This is a genomic window from Paraburkholderia sediminicola (assembly GCF_046026675.1).
In the GTDB taxonomy this organism is placed as follows: Bacteria; Pseudomonadota; Gammaproteobacteria; order Burkholderiales; family Burkholderiaceae; genus Paraburkholderia; species Paraburkholderia sediminicola_F.
Map to the genome: position 1 here is coordinate 2,580,000 of NZ_JAQQEY010000002.1, position 14,896 is coordinate 2,594,895.

Sequence of the window (14,896 nt, forward strand, 5' to 3'; positions counted from 1 at the left end):
TCAACCCCAACCACCCGGCACCGCTTCGTTCTGCGTCGCTGCATCAGCAGCAGAGAAACGAGATTATGAAGAACTTTCGCTACGCCGTCAACAGGTTTTTCCAACTTCCTGAACCCGCCCACTTCGCGCAAAGCCTTGCCACTGCTGGCTCTCCCGCTTCCCGTGCCCGGTGTCCGAAGCACGAAAGAGCGAGATTCTAGCGAGCCGCACCGCCCCTTGCAAGCGTTATTTTGATACGCATGGACTGCGCCAGAAATGGCGCGAGAATTGAAAACGAGTGGCACAACAAGCTCACCCGAAGCTCAGCCGAAAATCACTTCGTTCAGGCAGCCACGTGCTTCTGCATCACGCGCTCGACTACGTTCAAATAATGATCGAGCCCCGGCGTCGCACGGTTCTCTTCTTTTGCGCGATCGTCCCATTTGCGCAGACACAAGGCGTCTTCCGCGTAGGGCTTCTGCAGGAATACCTCAGCCTCTTCCTTACTGAAGATGCCGCCTTGCAATTCCAGGCTCCGCACCGAATCGGCGGAAAGCTGGCCGAAGTACGCATCGTCGATTGCACATAGGCAGCGTTTGGCGTCGACGTGCAACCGGATCGGCTCCAACACCGCGTCCGACAACACCGGCCGCAAGAACGGCAGCGCGAAATACTGATGCAGATCGTCGATGCCCCGCTCCGTCGGCGTTTCGCCTTGCAGATTCAGCAGATGGCCGAGGTCATGCAGAAACGCAGCGGCGACGAGTTCATCGTCGGCACCCGCCTCTTCCGCCAGTGCGCCGCTTTGCAGCGCGTGTTCAAGCTGCGTCACCGGCTCGCCGCTATAGGCGAGCTTGCCGTATTGCTCATATAACGAACGGATGTCGTTCAGACTCAATGCCACGTTCTTACTCCCACGGTAATGAAAAGGTCTTCAGATTGGTGAAGCTCTTCATCGCTTCCTGAACACCTTCCTTATAGCCAAGCCCGGAATCCTTGATGCCGCCGAACGGCGTCAGCTCGATCCTGTACCCCGGCACTTCCCATACGTTGACCGTCCCCACGCGCAATTCATTGATGAAGCGCGTGATCGCGTCTTGCCGGTTCGTGCAGACCCCGGACGACAACCCGAACGGCGTGCCGTTACTGATACGAATAGCGTCGTCGAGCGTATCGAAGGTAATGATCGGCGACACCGGGCCAAACGTTTCCTCACGCACCAGCGTCATTGACGGGTCGACGCCATCCAGCACCGTCGGCGAATAAAGCGCGCCGTCGCGCTGATTGCCGATGCGCAAGCGTGCGCCACTCGCCACAGCCTCGTTCACACGCGCCTCGAATAGTTGCGCTGCGGCGACGTCGATCACGGTGCCCATCTGACTGGACGCGTCGAACGGATCGCCATAGGTCCATGCGCGCGTCTTCTCCACAACCAGATCGGTGAAGTCCGCCGCGATGCTCTTCTGCACCAGCATCCGCTTGACTGCAGTACACCGCTGCCCGGAGTTCTTGTACGAACCCTGCACGGCCAGCGTTGCCGCGCGATCGAGATCGGCGTCTTCGAGCACGATCAGCGGATCGTTGCCGCCCAGTTCCAGCACGACGCGTCGGTATGCCGCCTTCGCCGCAATATATTTGCCGATCGCCACGCCACCGGTGAAAGTGACGAGATCGACCAAAGGATGCGTAATCAGTTCATCGGCGATTTCGCGCGGATCGCCGGTCAGCACCTGCAGCATCGGTGTCGGCAAACCCGCTTCATAAAGAATGTCTGCCAGATAAAACGCCGACAACGGCACCTTCTCCGACGGCTTCAACACCACGCGATTATTGGTTGCAATAGCCGGCGCAATCTTGTGCGCGACCTGGTTCATCGGATGGTTGAACGGCGTAATCGCGACGATCACACCCGCCAGCGGCTCACGCTGCGAAAACACCCGACGCTGCTTGCCATGCGGCGTGAGATCGCAGGAAAAACTCTGCCCGTCGTCGCGCAAAGCTTCGATCGAGGCGAACTTGAACACATCGGCGACGCGGCCGATCTCATAGCGCGAATCCTGCTTCGACAAACCCGATTCGAGCGAAATCAGATCCGAGGCTTCCTCGGTCCGCTCCCGCAGCAACGCCGCGGCGCGTTCGAGAATCTGCGAGCGCTCGTAGCGTGTTAGTTTCGCCTGATAGGCGGCGGCGTATTCGAACGCGGCTCGCACATCGTCGATGCTCGCCAACGGGACCGTGCCCACCCGCGCCCCCGAATAAGGATCGAACACGTCAAGCGCGCGTGAGCGGGTCGCGCGCTCACCTTTGAGCCGCAGTGCTTCCGCCCGAAATGCCGGATGGTCCCGCAGCACGGCGTTCATGATGACGACACGTGATTCAAGGCGACATCAAAGATATCGAAGTTGCGCAACCGTTTCCCGGAAGGCAAAACCTCGACGCGGCGATTGAACAGCAGCGGCACTTCCTGCTCGGAGATGCCGCCGTGCGATCGCAACGGCACGGTCAGTCCGGACAGATCGTGCTCATCGCGACGCGTGCCAAGCACCACATGCCGGGTACTGACCACGACGATATCGCCGACGCGGTCATTCGGCAGCTCGAAGCGCTCGCAAGCGGCGCGATTGTCGAGCACGACTTCAATGCCCTGCAATCCGCCGATCCGTTCGATCACCTGCGTAACGCTCACATCGTGCGGCAGGTAAATCGTCGCGAACGAACCGAGTGCGCCGTGATGCACGACATAGGGATCGGTAATCGGCAAGATGACACGGGCGCGGCGAACACCAAGCCAATCGTCCAGCACGTCCTGCAGATAGATCACATTCGGCTCGCCGGTCTTCGGGTCGTGCTTGGCGTTCATGCCGTGGTCGGCGGTCAGGCCGATTACCCAGCCGAGCGCATCGAGCCTGGCGAGGTAGCCATCCATCATCGCGTAAAACGCATTCGCGCCTTCGGTGCCCGGCGCCCATTTGTGCTGGATGTAATCGGTGGTCGACAGATACATCAGGTCGAGCTTGCGGGTTTCAGCAAGCCGCACGCCCGCGGCGAACACGAACTCGGACAAATCCGCGCTATACACCTCAGGCACCGGCAAGCCGACCAGATCAAGTACTTCATCGATGCCGTTTTCTTCGCGCGTCACATTGTCGGCTTTTTCCGCCGAGAAGCAGATGCCCTTCAATTGCCAGCCGAGCAGCCGGCGCAGCTTGTCTTTCGCGGTGACCACAGCGACTGACGCGCCCGCTTCCGCCGCGGCAGCCAGCAAGGTCCCCGCGCGCAGATAGGCGGGATCGTTCATCATCACTTCCGCGCCTTCGCCGCCGTTCGCGTCCGGGTCCCAGAAGTAGTTGCCGCAAATGCCGTGCACCGAAGGCGGCACACCGCACACAATCGAGAGATTATTCGGGTTGGTGAACGACGGAATCACGCAGTCGCCCTTGAAGGCCGCACCGCTTTTGAGCATCTTGCCGATGAAAGGCGCGACGCCCGCCGCGACCGCGGCTTCGAGGTAATCGTATTCGCAGCCGTCGACGCACACCACGACCGTGGGTTGCGAGGGCAGCCGGTAACTGCGGCCGTTGACTTCGATCGTACGTTCGCTTGCGTTTGCCATTGTTACCTTCCATCCGTTGAGAGCACGTGTGCTCCAGTCAATCCGTTGCAGCCAGTCTCAATCGTTCGATGCCGCCGACATCCGCACCGCGCCCAACGATCCCTCCGGTTCGCACGCCTCACGCGCGCGCTGCAGGCCGCCGTTCACATGCGCGTGCATCAACGCCGCGGCATGTTCGGCGTCGCGCGAGGCCAGCGCCGTCAGAATCGCGCGATGTTCCGCAAGCGAGCGTTCCATCGCATCGGCACGCACCACCAGTGCGGCGCGGCGAAACAGACTCAATTCGCTCACCAGCCTTCGATATGTCTCATACAGCTTCACATTGCCCGCCGCCGCCACGATCGCGTCGTGAAACTCCACGTTGGCGCGCGCGTAGGCATCGTGATCCTGCGCATCGAGCGCGGCGCGCATCGCGTCGAGCCACTCGCGCAACATCGCAAGCTTTCCCGCATCGATACGCGAAGCCAGCAGGCGGCACGCCGCTTCTTCAAGCACCGCGCGCACCGCATAAATCTCGTCCGCTTCCTCCAGCGATACCGTCCGCACGAACACGCCGCGGTTTTTCTCGGTGCGCACGAGGCCCGCTTGCTCCAACGCGCGAAACGCCTCGCGCACCGGCCCACGCGACACTTGTAGACGCGCGGCCCAGTCAGCTTCGTTGAGTTTGTCGCCGGGTGCGAGCGCCCCTTCGATGATGTGCCGTTCGATTTCGTCGCGGACCAGCGTCGTCAGCGAATGCCTGCGCACAACCTCAATCGGATCGACAGAAGCAGTTTGCATATATTCGGTCATTTTGACAAATTTCGCCACATCGATATGTGTTTGCGTGTTTGCGCGCCCGCCGCCTGGCATGCGCACGCAAACACAACAATCAGAAGGTGCTCGTCAGTCCACCCGACGGCGCGGGACACGCGCCGCGATCAGCAGCAGGGCAGCAAGCGAGACCATCAGCAGGATCAGCGACAACGCGGAGGCCGGCAGGTAATACCCGCGCTCCACCTGCCCGACCACCACGATCGGCACCGTCGCAAAGCCCGGCGGATACACGGTGAGCGTGGCGCCGAGTTCGCCGAGCGAGAGCGCGAAGCCAAGTGCGAGACTCGCGCGGATCGCCGGTACCAGTTGCGGCAGCACGACGCGGCGCAGCACCATCGACGGCGGCGCACCCAGGCTCGCTGCCGCTTCGCGCAGAATGGTCAATTCCGGACGCAACGCGGCGGCCGCGCAGCGGTAGCAGAACGGCAGCACCAGCGCGAGCTGCACGAACACGACGATGGCCGCCGAGCTCGACAGATCGAGCGGACGCTTGTGATACGCGATCAGCACGGCCAGCCCGAGCACCACGCTCGGCACGCCATTGGGCATCATCGCGATGGTGTCGACGAACGCGCCGAGACCACGCCGGTCACGGCCTTCGAGCGCCAATGCCAGCCACAGCCCGAGAATCGTGCCGAGCACGGCGACGCCCATGCCGATTCCGAGGCTCGTCGTCAGCGCGTCGAAGTCGCTGGAACCGAGCCGCTCGAACCAGCGCGTGCTGAGAGTGTCCGGCAGGATCGTGCCCGACCAATGCCCGGCCACGCTCGACAGCGCGACCACCAGCACCGGCAAGACGAACAGCCAGAAGCACAGCAACGCGGCAAAGCCGAGAAACAGACTGCCGAGTATGCGCACCGGCAGACTGCGGCGCACCGGCCGCGCCTTTTTGTGCATGACGGGCAAAACGGTTGGGTCGAGTTCAACGGCCATGGCCCGCTCCTTTCACCTTGCGACGGTTAACCTGGCGGTACAACGCGTACAGCGACAACGACATGACCAGCATCACGACCGCGCCGGCGGCGGCGGTCGGCAGATCCAGGTCGACGGTCGCCGAGCTGTAGATCGCGACCGGCAGCGTAATCAGATGCGCGCTGCCGAGCACGAGCAGAATGCCGAACTCGTTCAACGTCAGCAGAAAACACAGGATCGTGCCCGCAGCGATGCCCGGCCACGCGAGCGGCAGGATCACCTTGAACGCGACCATCCAGCCGCTCGCGCCGAGGCTGCGGGCGGCTTCGATCAGACGCATGTCGAGCGTGGCGAACGACGCCAGCGTAGGACGCACGACAAACGGCGCGTAGAAGACCACCTCCGCGAGAATCACGCCGCCCACACCGAACAGGAAATTGAGCGGCGGCGCCTCGAGGTGAAACAGCTGCTGCAAGGCGATGCTGACCGAGCCTTGCGAGCCGTACAGAAAGATCAACGTGAATGCGACCAGAAACGACGGGAACGCGACGAACAGTTCGAGGAAACGCGTGACCATGCGCGCGCCGGGAAACGGCTTGAAGAACAATAGCGACGCGAGGCCGATACCGAGCAACGATGCGAGCCCGGCACTCACACACAGAATCCACAGCGTGGTGCCGACTACGCCGCGCGTTTCCGGATTGCCGAAAAACGTCGAGTAGGCCTGTAGACTCAAACCGTGCGGACCAGTGAAACTCAGCAGCACCAGACGCACGAGCGGATAGATCACCAGCGGACCCAGCACGACCACCGCAAGGAACAGCAGGTGCCATTGCGCCGCGCGTTCGCGTCGCTTCACCGCCGCCGTGTGCGAGGCCGCGCTCGCGCTGCGGCGGGCATCGGCAGCGGCTTCGCTTATCGAATTTGGGGTATCAGGGGTTGATAAGGACGACATCGTCAGCCTCATAACGCAGGGAAACACGCGTGCCCTTCTCCGGCATCATGCCGTGGCCACGCTGCATGGTGACCAGCACGGGCTCGTTAGGCATCGCGTCCAGGGCGACCGACACCGACAACACCGCGCCGTACCATTCGACCGACGCAATCGCGCCATGCAATTGCCCCTCCCCAAGCGGCACGATACGCAGCGCTTCCGGACGCAGACAGGCCACTCGCTCACGCTCGTTGTAGCGCACGTCGTCCATGCCGAATGCGACCTGCGGCGGCAACAGATTGGCCGCGCCCAGATAGCGTGCGACGAAACCGTCGTTCGGCGTGTCGTACAACTGTTGCGGCGTGCCGAGTTGCGCGATGCGGCCTTCGCGCATCAGCAGCGTGCGGTCGGACAGCACCAGCGCGTCGTCCTGATCGTGCGTCACGCAGACGATCGTCAGATTCGGCAGGCGCTCGTGCAGCGCCTTCAGTTCGGAGCGCACCGAGGCGCGCAGATTGGCGTCGAGTGCGGAAAGCGGTTCGTCGAGCAACAACACATCAGGTTCGATCACGAGCGCACGCGCGAGCGCCACGCGCTGCTGCATGCCGCCCGATAATTGCGCCGGCATGTGATGCCCGGCGTCGCCCAGTTGCACGAGCTTCAACGCGTCGGCGACACGTCGCGCGACATCCTTCGACTGCGTACGGCGCGCACGCAAGCCGAAAGCCACGTTCTCGAATACCGATAAATGCGGAAACAGCGCATAGCTCTGGAACAACAGGCCGAGATTGCGCTTATGCGGCGGCACGTGTGTCAGGTCGTGACCGGCGACGGTCAAGGTGCCCGACAGTCCGTCCGCTTCAATGAACCCGGCGATGAAGCGCAACAGCGTGGTCTTGCCGCAACCGCTGCGGCCGAGCACGGTGAGCAATTCGCCGCGCTGAATGGTCAGCGACAGATCGTCCAGCACGGTGCGCGTTCCGAAGCGCACCGTCAGATGGTCGATCTGTACGCCGCCCGGCGTGTTCGAACGCGCGCCGTCGAGCGCGTCCGGTGAGGCGCCGAGCGCGCCTGGGTGAGCAAGACTGGCCGTATTCACCGGGTTTCATCCTCCGACTAGATTAATGCTGATACGGCGCCCCGCGCGAATGCAGGAGGCGCCGCCTGACTCAACTGCAAACTGCGGCTTACTTCGGCTTGACGACTTCAATCTGCTTGCCCGACGAACCGATCACATCGCTCTTCCAACGTGCCGTCCAGTCAGCCTTCTTCGCCATCACTTGCGTCCAGTCCACCGGGATCAGCGTCACGCCGGCGATCGCCTTCTTGACTGCTTCGCCGTTCTTGCCGGCGAGCGGCACGTCCGTGCGGCCCGGGATACCGAAGATGTCCGGCACCTTGGATTGCACGTCGGTCGACATCAGGTAGTCGATCAGCTTCTTGCCTTCAGCCTGGTTCGGACCGTTCTTGATCAGGCCGATCGCGTACGGCAGCTGGAACGTGGTCGGCTTGCCGCCGGCGCTGGCTGCGAGGAAGATCGGCTTGAGCGACAGACCGCCGTTCGCTGCATCGTCCAGATCCATCTGCAGGTCGCCGTTAGCGAAGGCGATTTCGTTACGCGAGAGCAGCACATCGAGGTAGCCCGTGCCCTTGGTGTGGAACTTGGCGCTCTCTTCGAGCTTCTTCAGATAGTCGAACGCCTTGTCTTCGCCCATCAGCGACGTGGTCAGAATGATCACGGCCATGCCGTCGCCAGCCGTGGCCGGGTTCGAGTAGGCGACCTTGCCGGTGTAGTCCGGGTGCAGCAGGTCGGCGAAGGTCTTCGGCTGGTTCTTCGTAACGTCCGGGTTGATCGCGAACGAGAAGTAGTTGTTCACGAAGGTCGCCCACGAACCGTTCGGCGCCTTGGCGATTGCCGGCACGTTCTTGTAGTTGGCGCTCTGGTAAGCCTGCAGCAGGCCGGCCTGGTCGGCCTGCTGGATGAACGGCGGCAACGTGACGATCACGTCGGCCTTCGGCTGGTCCTTCTCGATGGTGGCGCGGTTCACCACTTCGCCGCTACCCGCCGTGACGATGTTGACCTTCACACCTTCCTTCTTTTCGAAGGCCGGCAGCACATCCTTATAGAGGTTTTCGAGGCCGTCGGCGGTGTACAGCACCACTGCGTCAGCCGCATGGGCCTGCATCGCCGTGCCGCCGAATGCTGCCGCGGCGACCAGCGCCGGCAACAGTTTGCGTGCGAGGCCAGCCGTGGCGTGAAGGGAATTTGTCTTTGTCATGTCGCTCTCTCCGAAAGGCAAAAAACCAGACGGTCGGGATATCCCGATACCTGTTGTGATTGAACGGCGGTAGCGCCGCGCCGCTTGCGTGTTGCCCGCAGCCAGTTGCCGTGCAGTTTCGCCCGAATTCGCGCGGATTGCAGATTGCCGACAACTTTGCCGCTTCTTCTCCAGCCTGACTTACAGCTCATCTACGATACTCGCGCTGCCGGCCATGCCTGAACGGGCACGGCAAGGATCACAGGTTTCCATGACAACGCCATGACGATTCTGTCGAATTCCAACAATTGACACAATTCGCCAATAATATCCAAATCAATCTTTTCGTCACCCTGCCCGGGCGACGGACATTCATCTGATGACGGAGGCGCTGTGATTCCTGGAAACGATCCAATCCTGCTGACCCCGGGGCCGCTGAGCACTGCGCCGCAAACCCGCGAGGCGATGCTGCGCGACTGGGGTTCGTGGGATGCCGCGTTCAACCGTATAACCCATACCGTGTGCGCCGACCTCGTCAAAATCGTACATGGTGAAAATGACTATGTATGCGTGCCGCTTCAAGGCAGCGGCACGTTCGCGGTCGAAGCGGCGCTCGGCACGCTGGTGCCGCGTCAAGGCTGCGTGCTGGTTCCGAACAACGGCGCGTATTGTGCCCGTCTGATCCGAATATTGCAGCGAATGGGGATCGCCTATGTGGAATTGACGCTGCGCGAGGACGAACCGGTCAGCGCGGCCGCCATCGAAGACGCCCTGAATCGGGAATCGCGCATCACTCACGTCGCGCAAGTCCATCTGGAAACGAGCGCCGGCCTGCTCAATCCGCTCGACGATATCGCCGCGGTGTGTCAGCGGCACGGCAAAAGCCTGATCGTCGACGCGATGAGCTCGTTCGGCGCGCTGCCGATCGATTTACGGCTCGGCGGCATCGACGCGCTGATCTCGGCGAGCGGAAAATGCCTGGAAGGCGTGCCGGGCATGGGATTCGTGATTGTGCGGCGCAGCGTGCTGGAGCGGAGCGAAGGACGCTCGCCATCGCTCGCGCTGGATCTCTACGATCAATACGTCTACATGGAGAAGACGACGCAATGGCGCTTCACGCCGCCGACTCATGTGGTCGCGGCTTTGCGTCAGGCGCTCGATCAGTTCTTCGCGCAAGGGGGACAAGCGGCACGCGGCGCGCGCTATACGCAGAACTGTGCGGCATTGGTAAGCGGCATGAAAGCGCTCGGCTTCGAACCGTTTCTGAAACCCGAAGTGCAGGCGCCGGTGATCGTCACGTTCTACGCGCCGCGCGACCCCGCGTGGAATTTTGCCAACTTTTATGCCGCGGTGCGCGAGGCGGGTTACGTGCTGTATCCGGGCAAGCTGACGCAAGTGGACACGTTCCGCGTGGGTTGCATCGGCGCGATCGATGCGGACGAACTACGTAACGCAGTGGCTGCGATCGACCGTACGCTGAAGTGGCTTGGGATCCGCGTGAAGTGAAGTGACGTGGATGCCGCGGAGCAGCCGTGGCGCGCAGATCGGCGGGGCGCTCGCTCATGCGCCCACGCCACTGGCCCACTCGGATGTTCGGGTGCTCCGCGGGCGCAGCCGCTCAGGCGATCAGGATTTCCGGCCCATGCGCCGTGATCGCCTTGCCGAGCGCCTTCTCCGGCGCCAGTTCGGTGACCAGATAACGCGCCGATTCGATACCGTTGATGCGCACCGGCGTCACGCGCCCGAACTTCGAGTGATCGGCGACGACCACCACCATGTCGGCGGCGGCGATCATACGGCTGCGTACCTCGGCGGCCATGCGGCTGTAGTCGGTCAGGTAGCCGTCCGGCGAAATGCCGCCGGCGCCGATGAAGGCGAAGTCCGCGTGGTACTGCGTCAGCTGATGGACCGTGTCCAGACCAAAGGTGGCGTCTTCAATATCCGACAGTTCGCCGCCGAGCAGCGTCACGCGGTTATCGTTGCGGCGGCCGAGCAGCAGCGCGATACGCCAGTCGTTCGTATAGACCGAGAGGCGATGCCGGTCGAGCAGCGCCCGGGCCACCGCCTGGGTGGTACTACCCGAATCGATGATCAGCGAGGCGCCGTCCGGCACGAACTCGGCCGCGCGTTCGCCGATGGCCCGCTTGGCGCCAGCGTTGGCGGCTTCGCGCGTATCGAGGTCGGGCTCGCGCCGGTCGCTGGAGAGCGCGCCGCCATGGGTCGTGACAAGCAGACCGCGCCCGGCCAGTGCATTCAGATCGCGGCGGATGGTCTCGCGCGACACATTCAGTTCGCGCACCAGTTCAGCGACCGAGAGCGCGCCGGTTTTGGCGACTTGCGCCAGGATATATTGGTGACGTTGTTCTGCGAGCATCTATTGGAGGCCGGGAACCGGCACGCTTGGGTTTCGCCACGATTGGAGAAGGCCGCCGTATTGTATTACGCGTGGCGCGGGGATGCTCCTCTTACGGCGCTTACCTGCTAACCTGAACGCCCTGGCCACGCGCCGACGCCTGTCGAAGCCGCGTAGTCCGTCAACCGAACTGCCGATGCCGCCACTGTTTCGCCGTTTACTGCTGCTGTTCCACGCGTTGCGTTATGGCGCACGCCTGATCTGGCTTGCCGCCCCATCCGACCACAAACTGCACTGGATGATCCAGCTGATCGGCCGCGTGCACGCGGCCGGGCGCAGCGGCGCGAGCCTGCACGGTGTCCTGCCCGCGCTCGGGCCGCTCGCGAGCCGTTTCGCGCAGACCCTGGTCGAGCGGCCCGAACTCGCGAGCGGTACCCTGCACGATGCCATCGACGCGATCGATCATCTCGAAGCCGCGCTGCCGCCCCAGGAATCCGAACAGGCTTTGGCACGCGCATTCGGCCGGCCGCTCGCCACGATCTTCAGCGCAGTCGATCTGGTGCCGGTGCGCGGCGGCTTTGCCGAACAGACGCATTTCGCGCGACTCATCGTGCCGGTCAACGGCCATAGCGAAGTGGCCATCAAGCTGGTGCGCGCCGATCAGTTGCAACAAATCGGCGACGAGCTCGCGCTTCTGCGCTGGGTCGCGCGTTGGCTGGAGAAACTTTCCAGCTCAGCCCGCCGCCTGCAACTGCGGACGCTGGCGCAGACCTTCACCGACGATATCCAACGCCGCTTCGACCTGCGCGCCGAAGCCGCCAATCTGAGCCAGACCGGCCATCATTTCGACGGCGACCGGCGCATCGTCGTGCCGGACGTAATCTGGGACCTGTGCACCAACCAGACGCTGACGATGCAACGCGTGAGCACCTTGCCTGCCAGCGACCTGCCCGGCCTGCATCTGCATCACGTCAAGCTTGCGCCGCTGGCCGCGCATATCGTCGAGGTGGTGACTGAACAGGCATTCGAGCACGGCTTCTTTCACGCGACGCTCGATGCGCGCAAGGTGCGCGTGAGCATCGAACCGGACACTTTGGGACGCCTCGTGCTGGCAGAGTTTTCGATCATGTCGAGTCTGTCGACCGGCGAGCGCGAATTCTTCGTACACGGCGCGACTGCCCTCTTCGACCAGGACTACGGCCGGCTCGCCGAACTGCATCGCGACGCCGGTCATGTGTCCGACGACACGCGCAAGGAAACGCTCGAGGCCGAATTGCGCACGCGCGCCGAAGCGCACTTCGCAGCCGCGCCGGAGGACCGCTCGGCGGGTTCGTTATTTCATCATCTGCTGCACGCGGTGCATCCGTTCGACGGCGCCGTGTCCGGACGGCTCGCCGCCGCCCAGCGCTCGTTCCAGCAGGCGGAAATGCTCGCGCGGGCGCTGCATCCAGGCGTCGATACGTGGAATGTCACGCGCGGCGTGCTGGCTGGCATAGCGCAGCGCGACATGGATCACCGCGGGTGGATCAAACGCATCTCGCGCGAGTTGCCGCATCTGGCGCATATGCTGCCGCGCGTGCCGCAACTGGCCGTGCGCTATCTACAGCACGAGCATGATCGCGCCCGCACCCCGCAGCAGAATGCACAGTTGATGGTGGATATCAGCCGTGAATATCGGCGCACGCGTGTGCTGCTGTGGGCGTGCGCGGTGTGCGGCGGAGTACTCGGCGCGGGAACGGTATTGCTGATGTGGTGATGATTGCAGCTTCGAACAAGACGCGCGCCTTGCCTCCAGGCAAGATGGCGGTTTTTCACGCTACCCGTCTCCGATGCTCGCCTCCTCAATCGCCGCCGTATTCGTCGTGTTGTGGTCGACCGGTTTCGTGGTCGCCCGGGCGATCACACCGTATGCCGATCCCAATCTGTTCCTGCTCGCGCGCTTCGGCGGCACCGCGCTGATATTCGCGCTTGCCGCGTTCGCCGCACGCGCCGCGTGGCCAGGCGGCCGCGATCTCGGCAAGCACCTGGTCGCGGGCGCGCTGCTGCAAGGCGTCTATCTCGGCGCGGGCTACTGGGCCGTCGCACAGGGCTTGAGCGCCGGTGTGATGGCCTTGCTCGGCGCACTGCAGCCGCTTGCGACTGCCGCCGTCGCGGCCCCGCTATTCGGCGAGCGGCTGTCGCGGCGTGGCTGGACCGGAATGGCGCTCGGCCTTGCCGGCGTCGTGCTGGTTCTTGAACCGAAACTCGCCGCGGCCGCGCCACCCGCCTCGCATGGCGACGCGCCGCCGTGGCTGGTCGTGCTTATTTCGATCCTCGCGATCGGCGCGATCACCGCAGGCACGCTGTTTCAGAAGACTTCGCTGGCAAAGGCCGACATCCGCAGCGCAAGTGCGGTGCAGAACTTCGGCGCGGCGGTCGTTGCGGCGATGCTTGCGCTGGCGCTCGGCGAGCATCGCTGGATTGCATCGGCCACTTTGTGGGGGGCGCTGGCGTGGGGCATCGTGATGCTGTCCGGAATCAGCGTCACCTTGCTGGTGTGGATGGTCAGGCGCGGCGATGCGGCGCGCGCCACCGCGCTGATGTTTCTCGCGCCGCCGCTCGCCGCGCTCGAAGGGTATGTCGGCTTCGGCGAAACGCTGCTGCCGGTGCAGATCGCCGGATTCGCGGTGGCGTTGGTGGGCGTGGTGCTGGCGCGGTCGTGAGTTTTTTCGATCGACGCAGAGCGGCCTGCGTCGGTCAATGCGTATTCGTCGCTCGTTCCAGACGACATGGTCGCGCGAACGTGGTCAGTTCGATATCAGCTCAGCACCCTCGGTCGCCTCTCAACCCGCCGCTTAATCCGCTGTATCGGCTCCGGCCGGCACTTTCGCGCGCACCTTGCTGCCCGGGGCTGGCGCCCAGGCCGGGCGGCTCTTGCGCGCCGAATCCACCACGACGATGTAGCGCCCCGCCCACGGCGTCACCTGGCGATCGCTTTTCAATACCCACAGCGATTTGCCGGACTCGACGAGCGCGACATATTCAGCGTCGAGAATGCCGTAGTGGTCGATAAACGCATTGAGCGACGCAGGGATCCGCACGCAGCCCTTCGAATGGCGAATACCCAGCAGCGGCTCGAGCCGGTCAGGATCGGTGGCGTGCATCTGGAACCGCATCTGCGACATGCCGCCCTTGCCCCAACCCCGCTCTCCCTGCGCCCAGCCGAGGTCGAAGATCCGCATGTCGCGCTGGCCGTAGCCGCGGATGTGGTTCTCGTTCAGCGTGCCTTCGGAGCGAAAGTCCATGTTGGATGGCGTATGTTCGAACACGCCGAGCGGCGTGATGAAGTGGTCGTACTCGCCAGGCCGGCCCGTTGAGACCGGCGACGCGCCGATCATTTGCCAGTTGTCGGACGGCGTTGCCCGGAAATAGATGAACAGCGCCTGCACGTTGGCGTTGCGATCGACCAGCACGACATACTCGCCCGACAGGTTGCCGAGCACATGCTCGCCGAGCGCCGTTTGCAGACGGTCGGCATAGGCGCGCTGCTCCGCGGCCGGCACTTTCAGCCGACGCGTCACGTCTTGCGCGAACACGTCGCGCAGCAGGAACGCGCGGCGTGGGTCGACCACGCCGGTGGCATCGAGCGCGGCAACCGCCGACGCGTCGACCGCGCGCGCCGGGTGGTTCGCCACCACGGATGCCGATAGCCGGGCAGACGTGGCGCCCGAAGCCGAGGCCGATGTCGTACCCGACGCCGCAATAGCGACGCCACATGACACCGCGCAAAAGACAGCCGCGAACACGCGCGCCAGATAGCGCACTGAACCAACGGCGCGCGCAAAACGCGGCACGAAGCGTAAATCCGACATACATACCACTTCGCTTCGACGATCTACCGATGTGGGAGTACTGCGGTCCGGTGCAGGCTGGCCAGGCCAATTGGGGTAGTTCATCGCGTATTTGAGCAAACCTGATTATTATTGACTGCTCGCCGGCTCATGCGGCGCTCGGAACGAGGATGTTACTAAGCACATTGGCATCTGTCGACG

At 63.5% G+C, this 14,896-nt stretch carries 13 protein-coding genes; 3 read left to right on the top strand and 10 right to left on the bottom strand.

Annotated elements, in window-relative coordinates; genetic code table 11:
- Nucleotides 1-322: 322 nt before the first annotated feature.
- From PQQ86_RS31240 to phnS, 8 genes are all read right to left on the bottom strand, one after another.
- Nucleotides 323-883 carry a phosphonate degradation HD-domain oxygenase gene (locus tag PQQ86_RS31240; RefSeq protein ID WP_408275879.1) on the bottom strand — a complete coding sequence of 187 codons (561 nt, stop codon included), beginning with the start codon at nucleotides 881-883 and terminating at the stop codon, nucleotides 323-325.
- Between the two features lie 4 nt (nucleotides 884-887).
- A complete protein-coding gene (phnY, locus tag PQQ86_RS31245) occupies nucleotides 888-2,339 on the bottom strand; it encodes a phosphonoacetaldehyde dehydrogenase (protein WP_408275882.1) in 1,452 nt (483 codons plus the stop codon).
- Complete coding sequence (gene phnA, locus PQQ86_RS31250; RefSeq protein ID WP_408275884.1) at nucleotides 2,336-3,592, bottom strand: phosphonoacetate hydrolase; 1,257 nt, start codon at nucleotides 3,590-3,592, stop codon at nucleotides 2,336-2,338. The genes phnY and phnA overlap by 4 nt, the downstream gene beginning before the upstream one ends.
- Before the next feature lie 57 nt (nucleotides 3,593-3,649).
- The gene (locus PQQ86_RS31255) at nucleotides 3,650-4,384 is read right to left on the bottom strand and encodes a phosphonate utilization associated transcriptional regulator (protein ID WP_408275887.1); all 735 of its coding nucleotides are present in this window, start codon (nucleotides 4,382-4,384) and stop codon (nucleotides 3,650-3,652) included.
- Nucleotides 4,385-4,477: 93 nt separating this feature from the next.
- Nucleotides 4,478-5,341 (bottom strand): 2-aminoethylphosphonate ABC transport system, membrane component PhnV, encoded by an 864-nt coding sequence (gene phnV / locus PQQ86_RS31260; RefSeq protein WP_408275892.1) that lies wholly within the window; start codon nucleotides 5,339-5,341, stop codon nucleotides 4,478-4,480.
- Entirely contained in the window at nucleotides 5,331-6,275 is a 945-nt protein-coding gene (locus tag PQQ86_RS31265; RefSeq protein ID WP_408275897.1) for a 2-aminoethylphosphonate ABC transporter permease subunit, read from the bottom strand. Before PQQ86_RS31265 ends, phnV begins: the two co-directional genes overlap by 11 nt.
- Nucleotides 6,253-7,353: a 2-aminoethylphosphonate ABC transport system ATP-binding subunit PhnT gene (gene phnT, locus PQQ86_RS31270; RefSeq protein WP_408275899.1), complete on the bottom strand. Its 1,101-nt coding sequence runs from the start codon at nucleotides 7,351-7,353 to the stop codon at nucleotides 6,253-6,255. Before phnT ends, PQQ86_RS31265 begins: the two co-directional genes overlap by 23 nt.
- A gap of 88 nt (nucleotides 7,354-7,441) precedes the next feature.
- A complete protein-coding gene (gene phnS, locus PQQ86_RS31275; RefSeq protein WP_408275902.1) occupies nucleotides 7,442-8,533 on the bottom strand; it encodes a 2-aminoethylphosphonate ABC transporter substrate-binding protein in 1,092 nt (363 codons plus the stop codon).
- Nucleotides 8,534-8,908: 375 nt separating this feature from the next.
- On the opposite strand from phnS, the gene PQQ86_RS31280 reads away from it, so the two are divergent.
- The gene (locus PQQ86_RS31280) at nucleotides 8,909-10,018 is read left to right on the top strand and encodes a 2-aminoethylphosphonate--pyruvate transaminase (protein ID WP_408279406.1); all 1,110 of its coding nucleotides are present in this window, start codon (nucleotides 8,909-8,911) and stop codon (nucleotides 10,016-10,018) included.
- Nucleotides 10,019-10,130: 112 nt separating this feature from the next.
- Here the strand turns inward: PQQ86_RS31280 and PQQ86_RS31285 are convergent, their stop codons facing one another.
- Nucleotides 10,131-10,886, bottom strand: coding sequence for a DeoR/GlpR family DNA-binding transcription regulator (locus PQQ86_RS31285; RefSeq protein ID WP_093632798.1), 756 nt, complete (start codon nucleotides 10,884-10,886; stop codon nucleotides 10,131-10,133).
- 175 nt (nucleotides 10,887-11,061) lie between these two features.
- Here PQQ86_RS31285 and PQQ86_RS31290 point away from each other — a divergent pair, with 175 nt between their 5' ends.
- Both PQQ86_RS31290 and PQQ86_RS31295 read left to right on the top strand, forming a co-directional pair.
- Nucleotides 11,062-12,621, top strand: a complete 1,560-nt coding sequence (locus tag PQQ86_RS31290; RefSeq protein WP_408279407.1) for an ABC1 kinase family protein — start codon at nucleotides 11,062-11,064, stop codon at nucleotides 12,619-12,621.
- A gap of 73 nt (nucleotides 12,622-12,694) precedes the next feature.
- Nucleotides 12,695-13,567, top strand: a complete 873-nt coding sequence (locus PQQ86_RS31295; RefSeq protein WP_408275905.1) for a DMT family transporter — start codon at nucleotides 12,695-12,697, stop codon at nucleotides 13,565-13,567.
- 132 nt (nucleotides 13,568-13,699) lie between these two features.
- Here PQQ86_RS31295 and PQQ86_RS31300 read toward each other — a convergent pair whose 3' ends face one another.
- A complete protein-coding gene (locus tag PQQ86_RS31300; protein ID WP_408275908.1) occupies nucleotides 13,700-14,716 on the bottom strand; it encodes a L,D-transpeptidase in 1,017 nt (338 codons plus the stop codon).
- Between the last annotated feature and the right edge of the window lie 180 nt (nucleotides 14,717-14,896).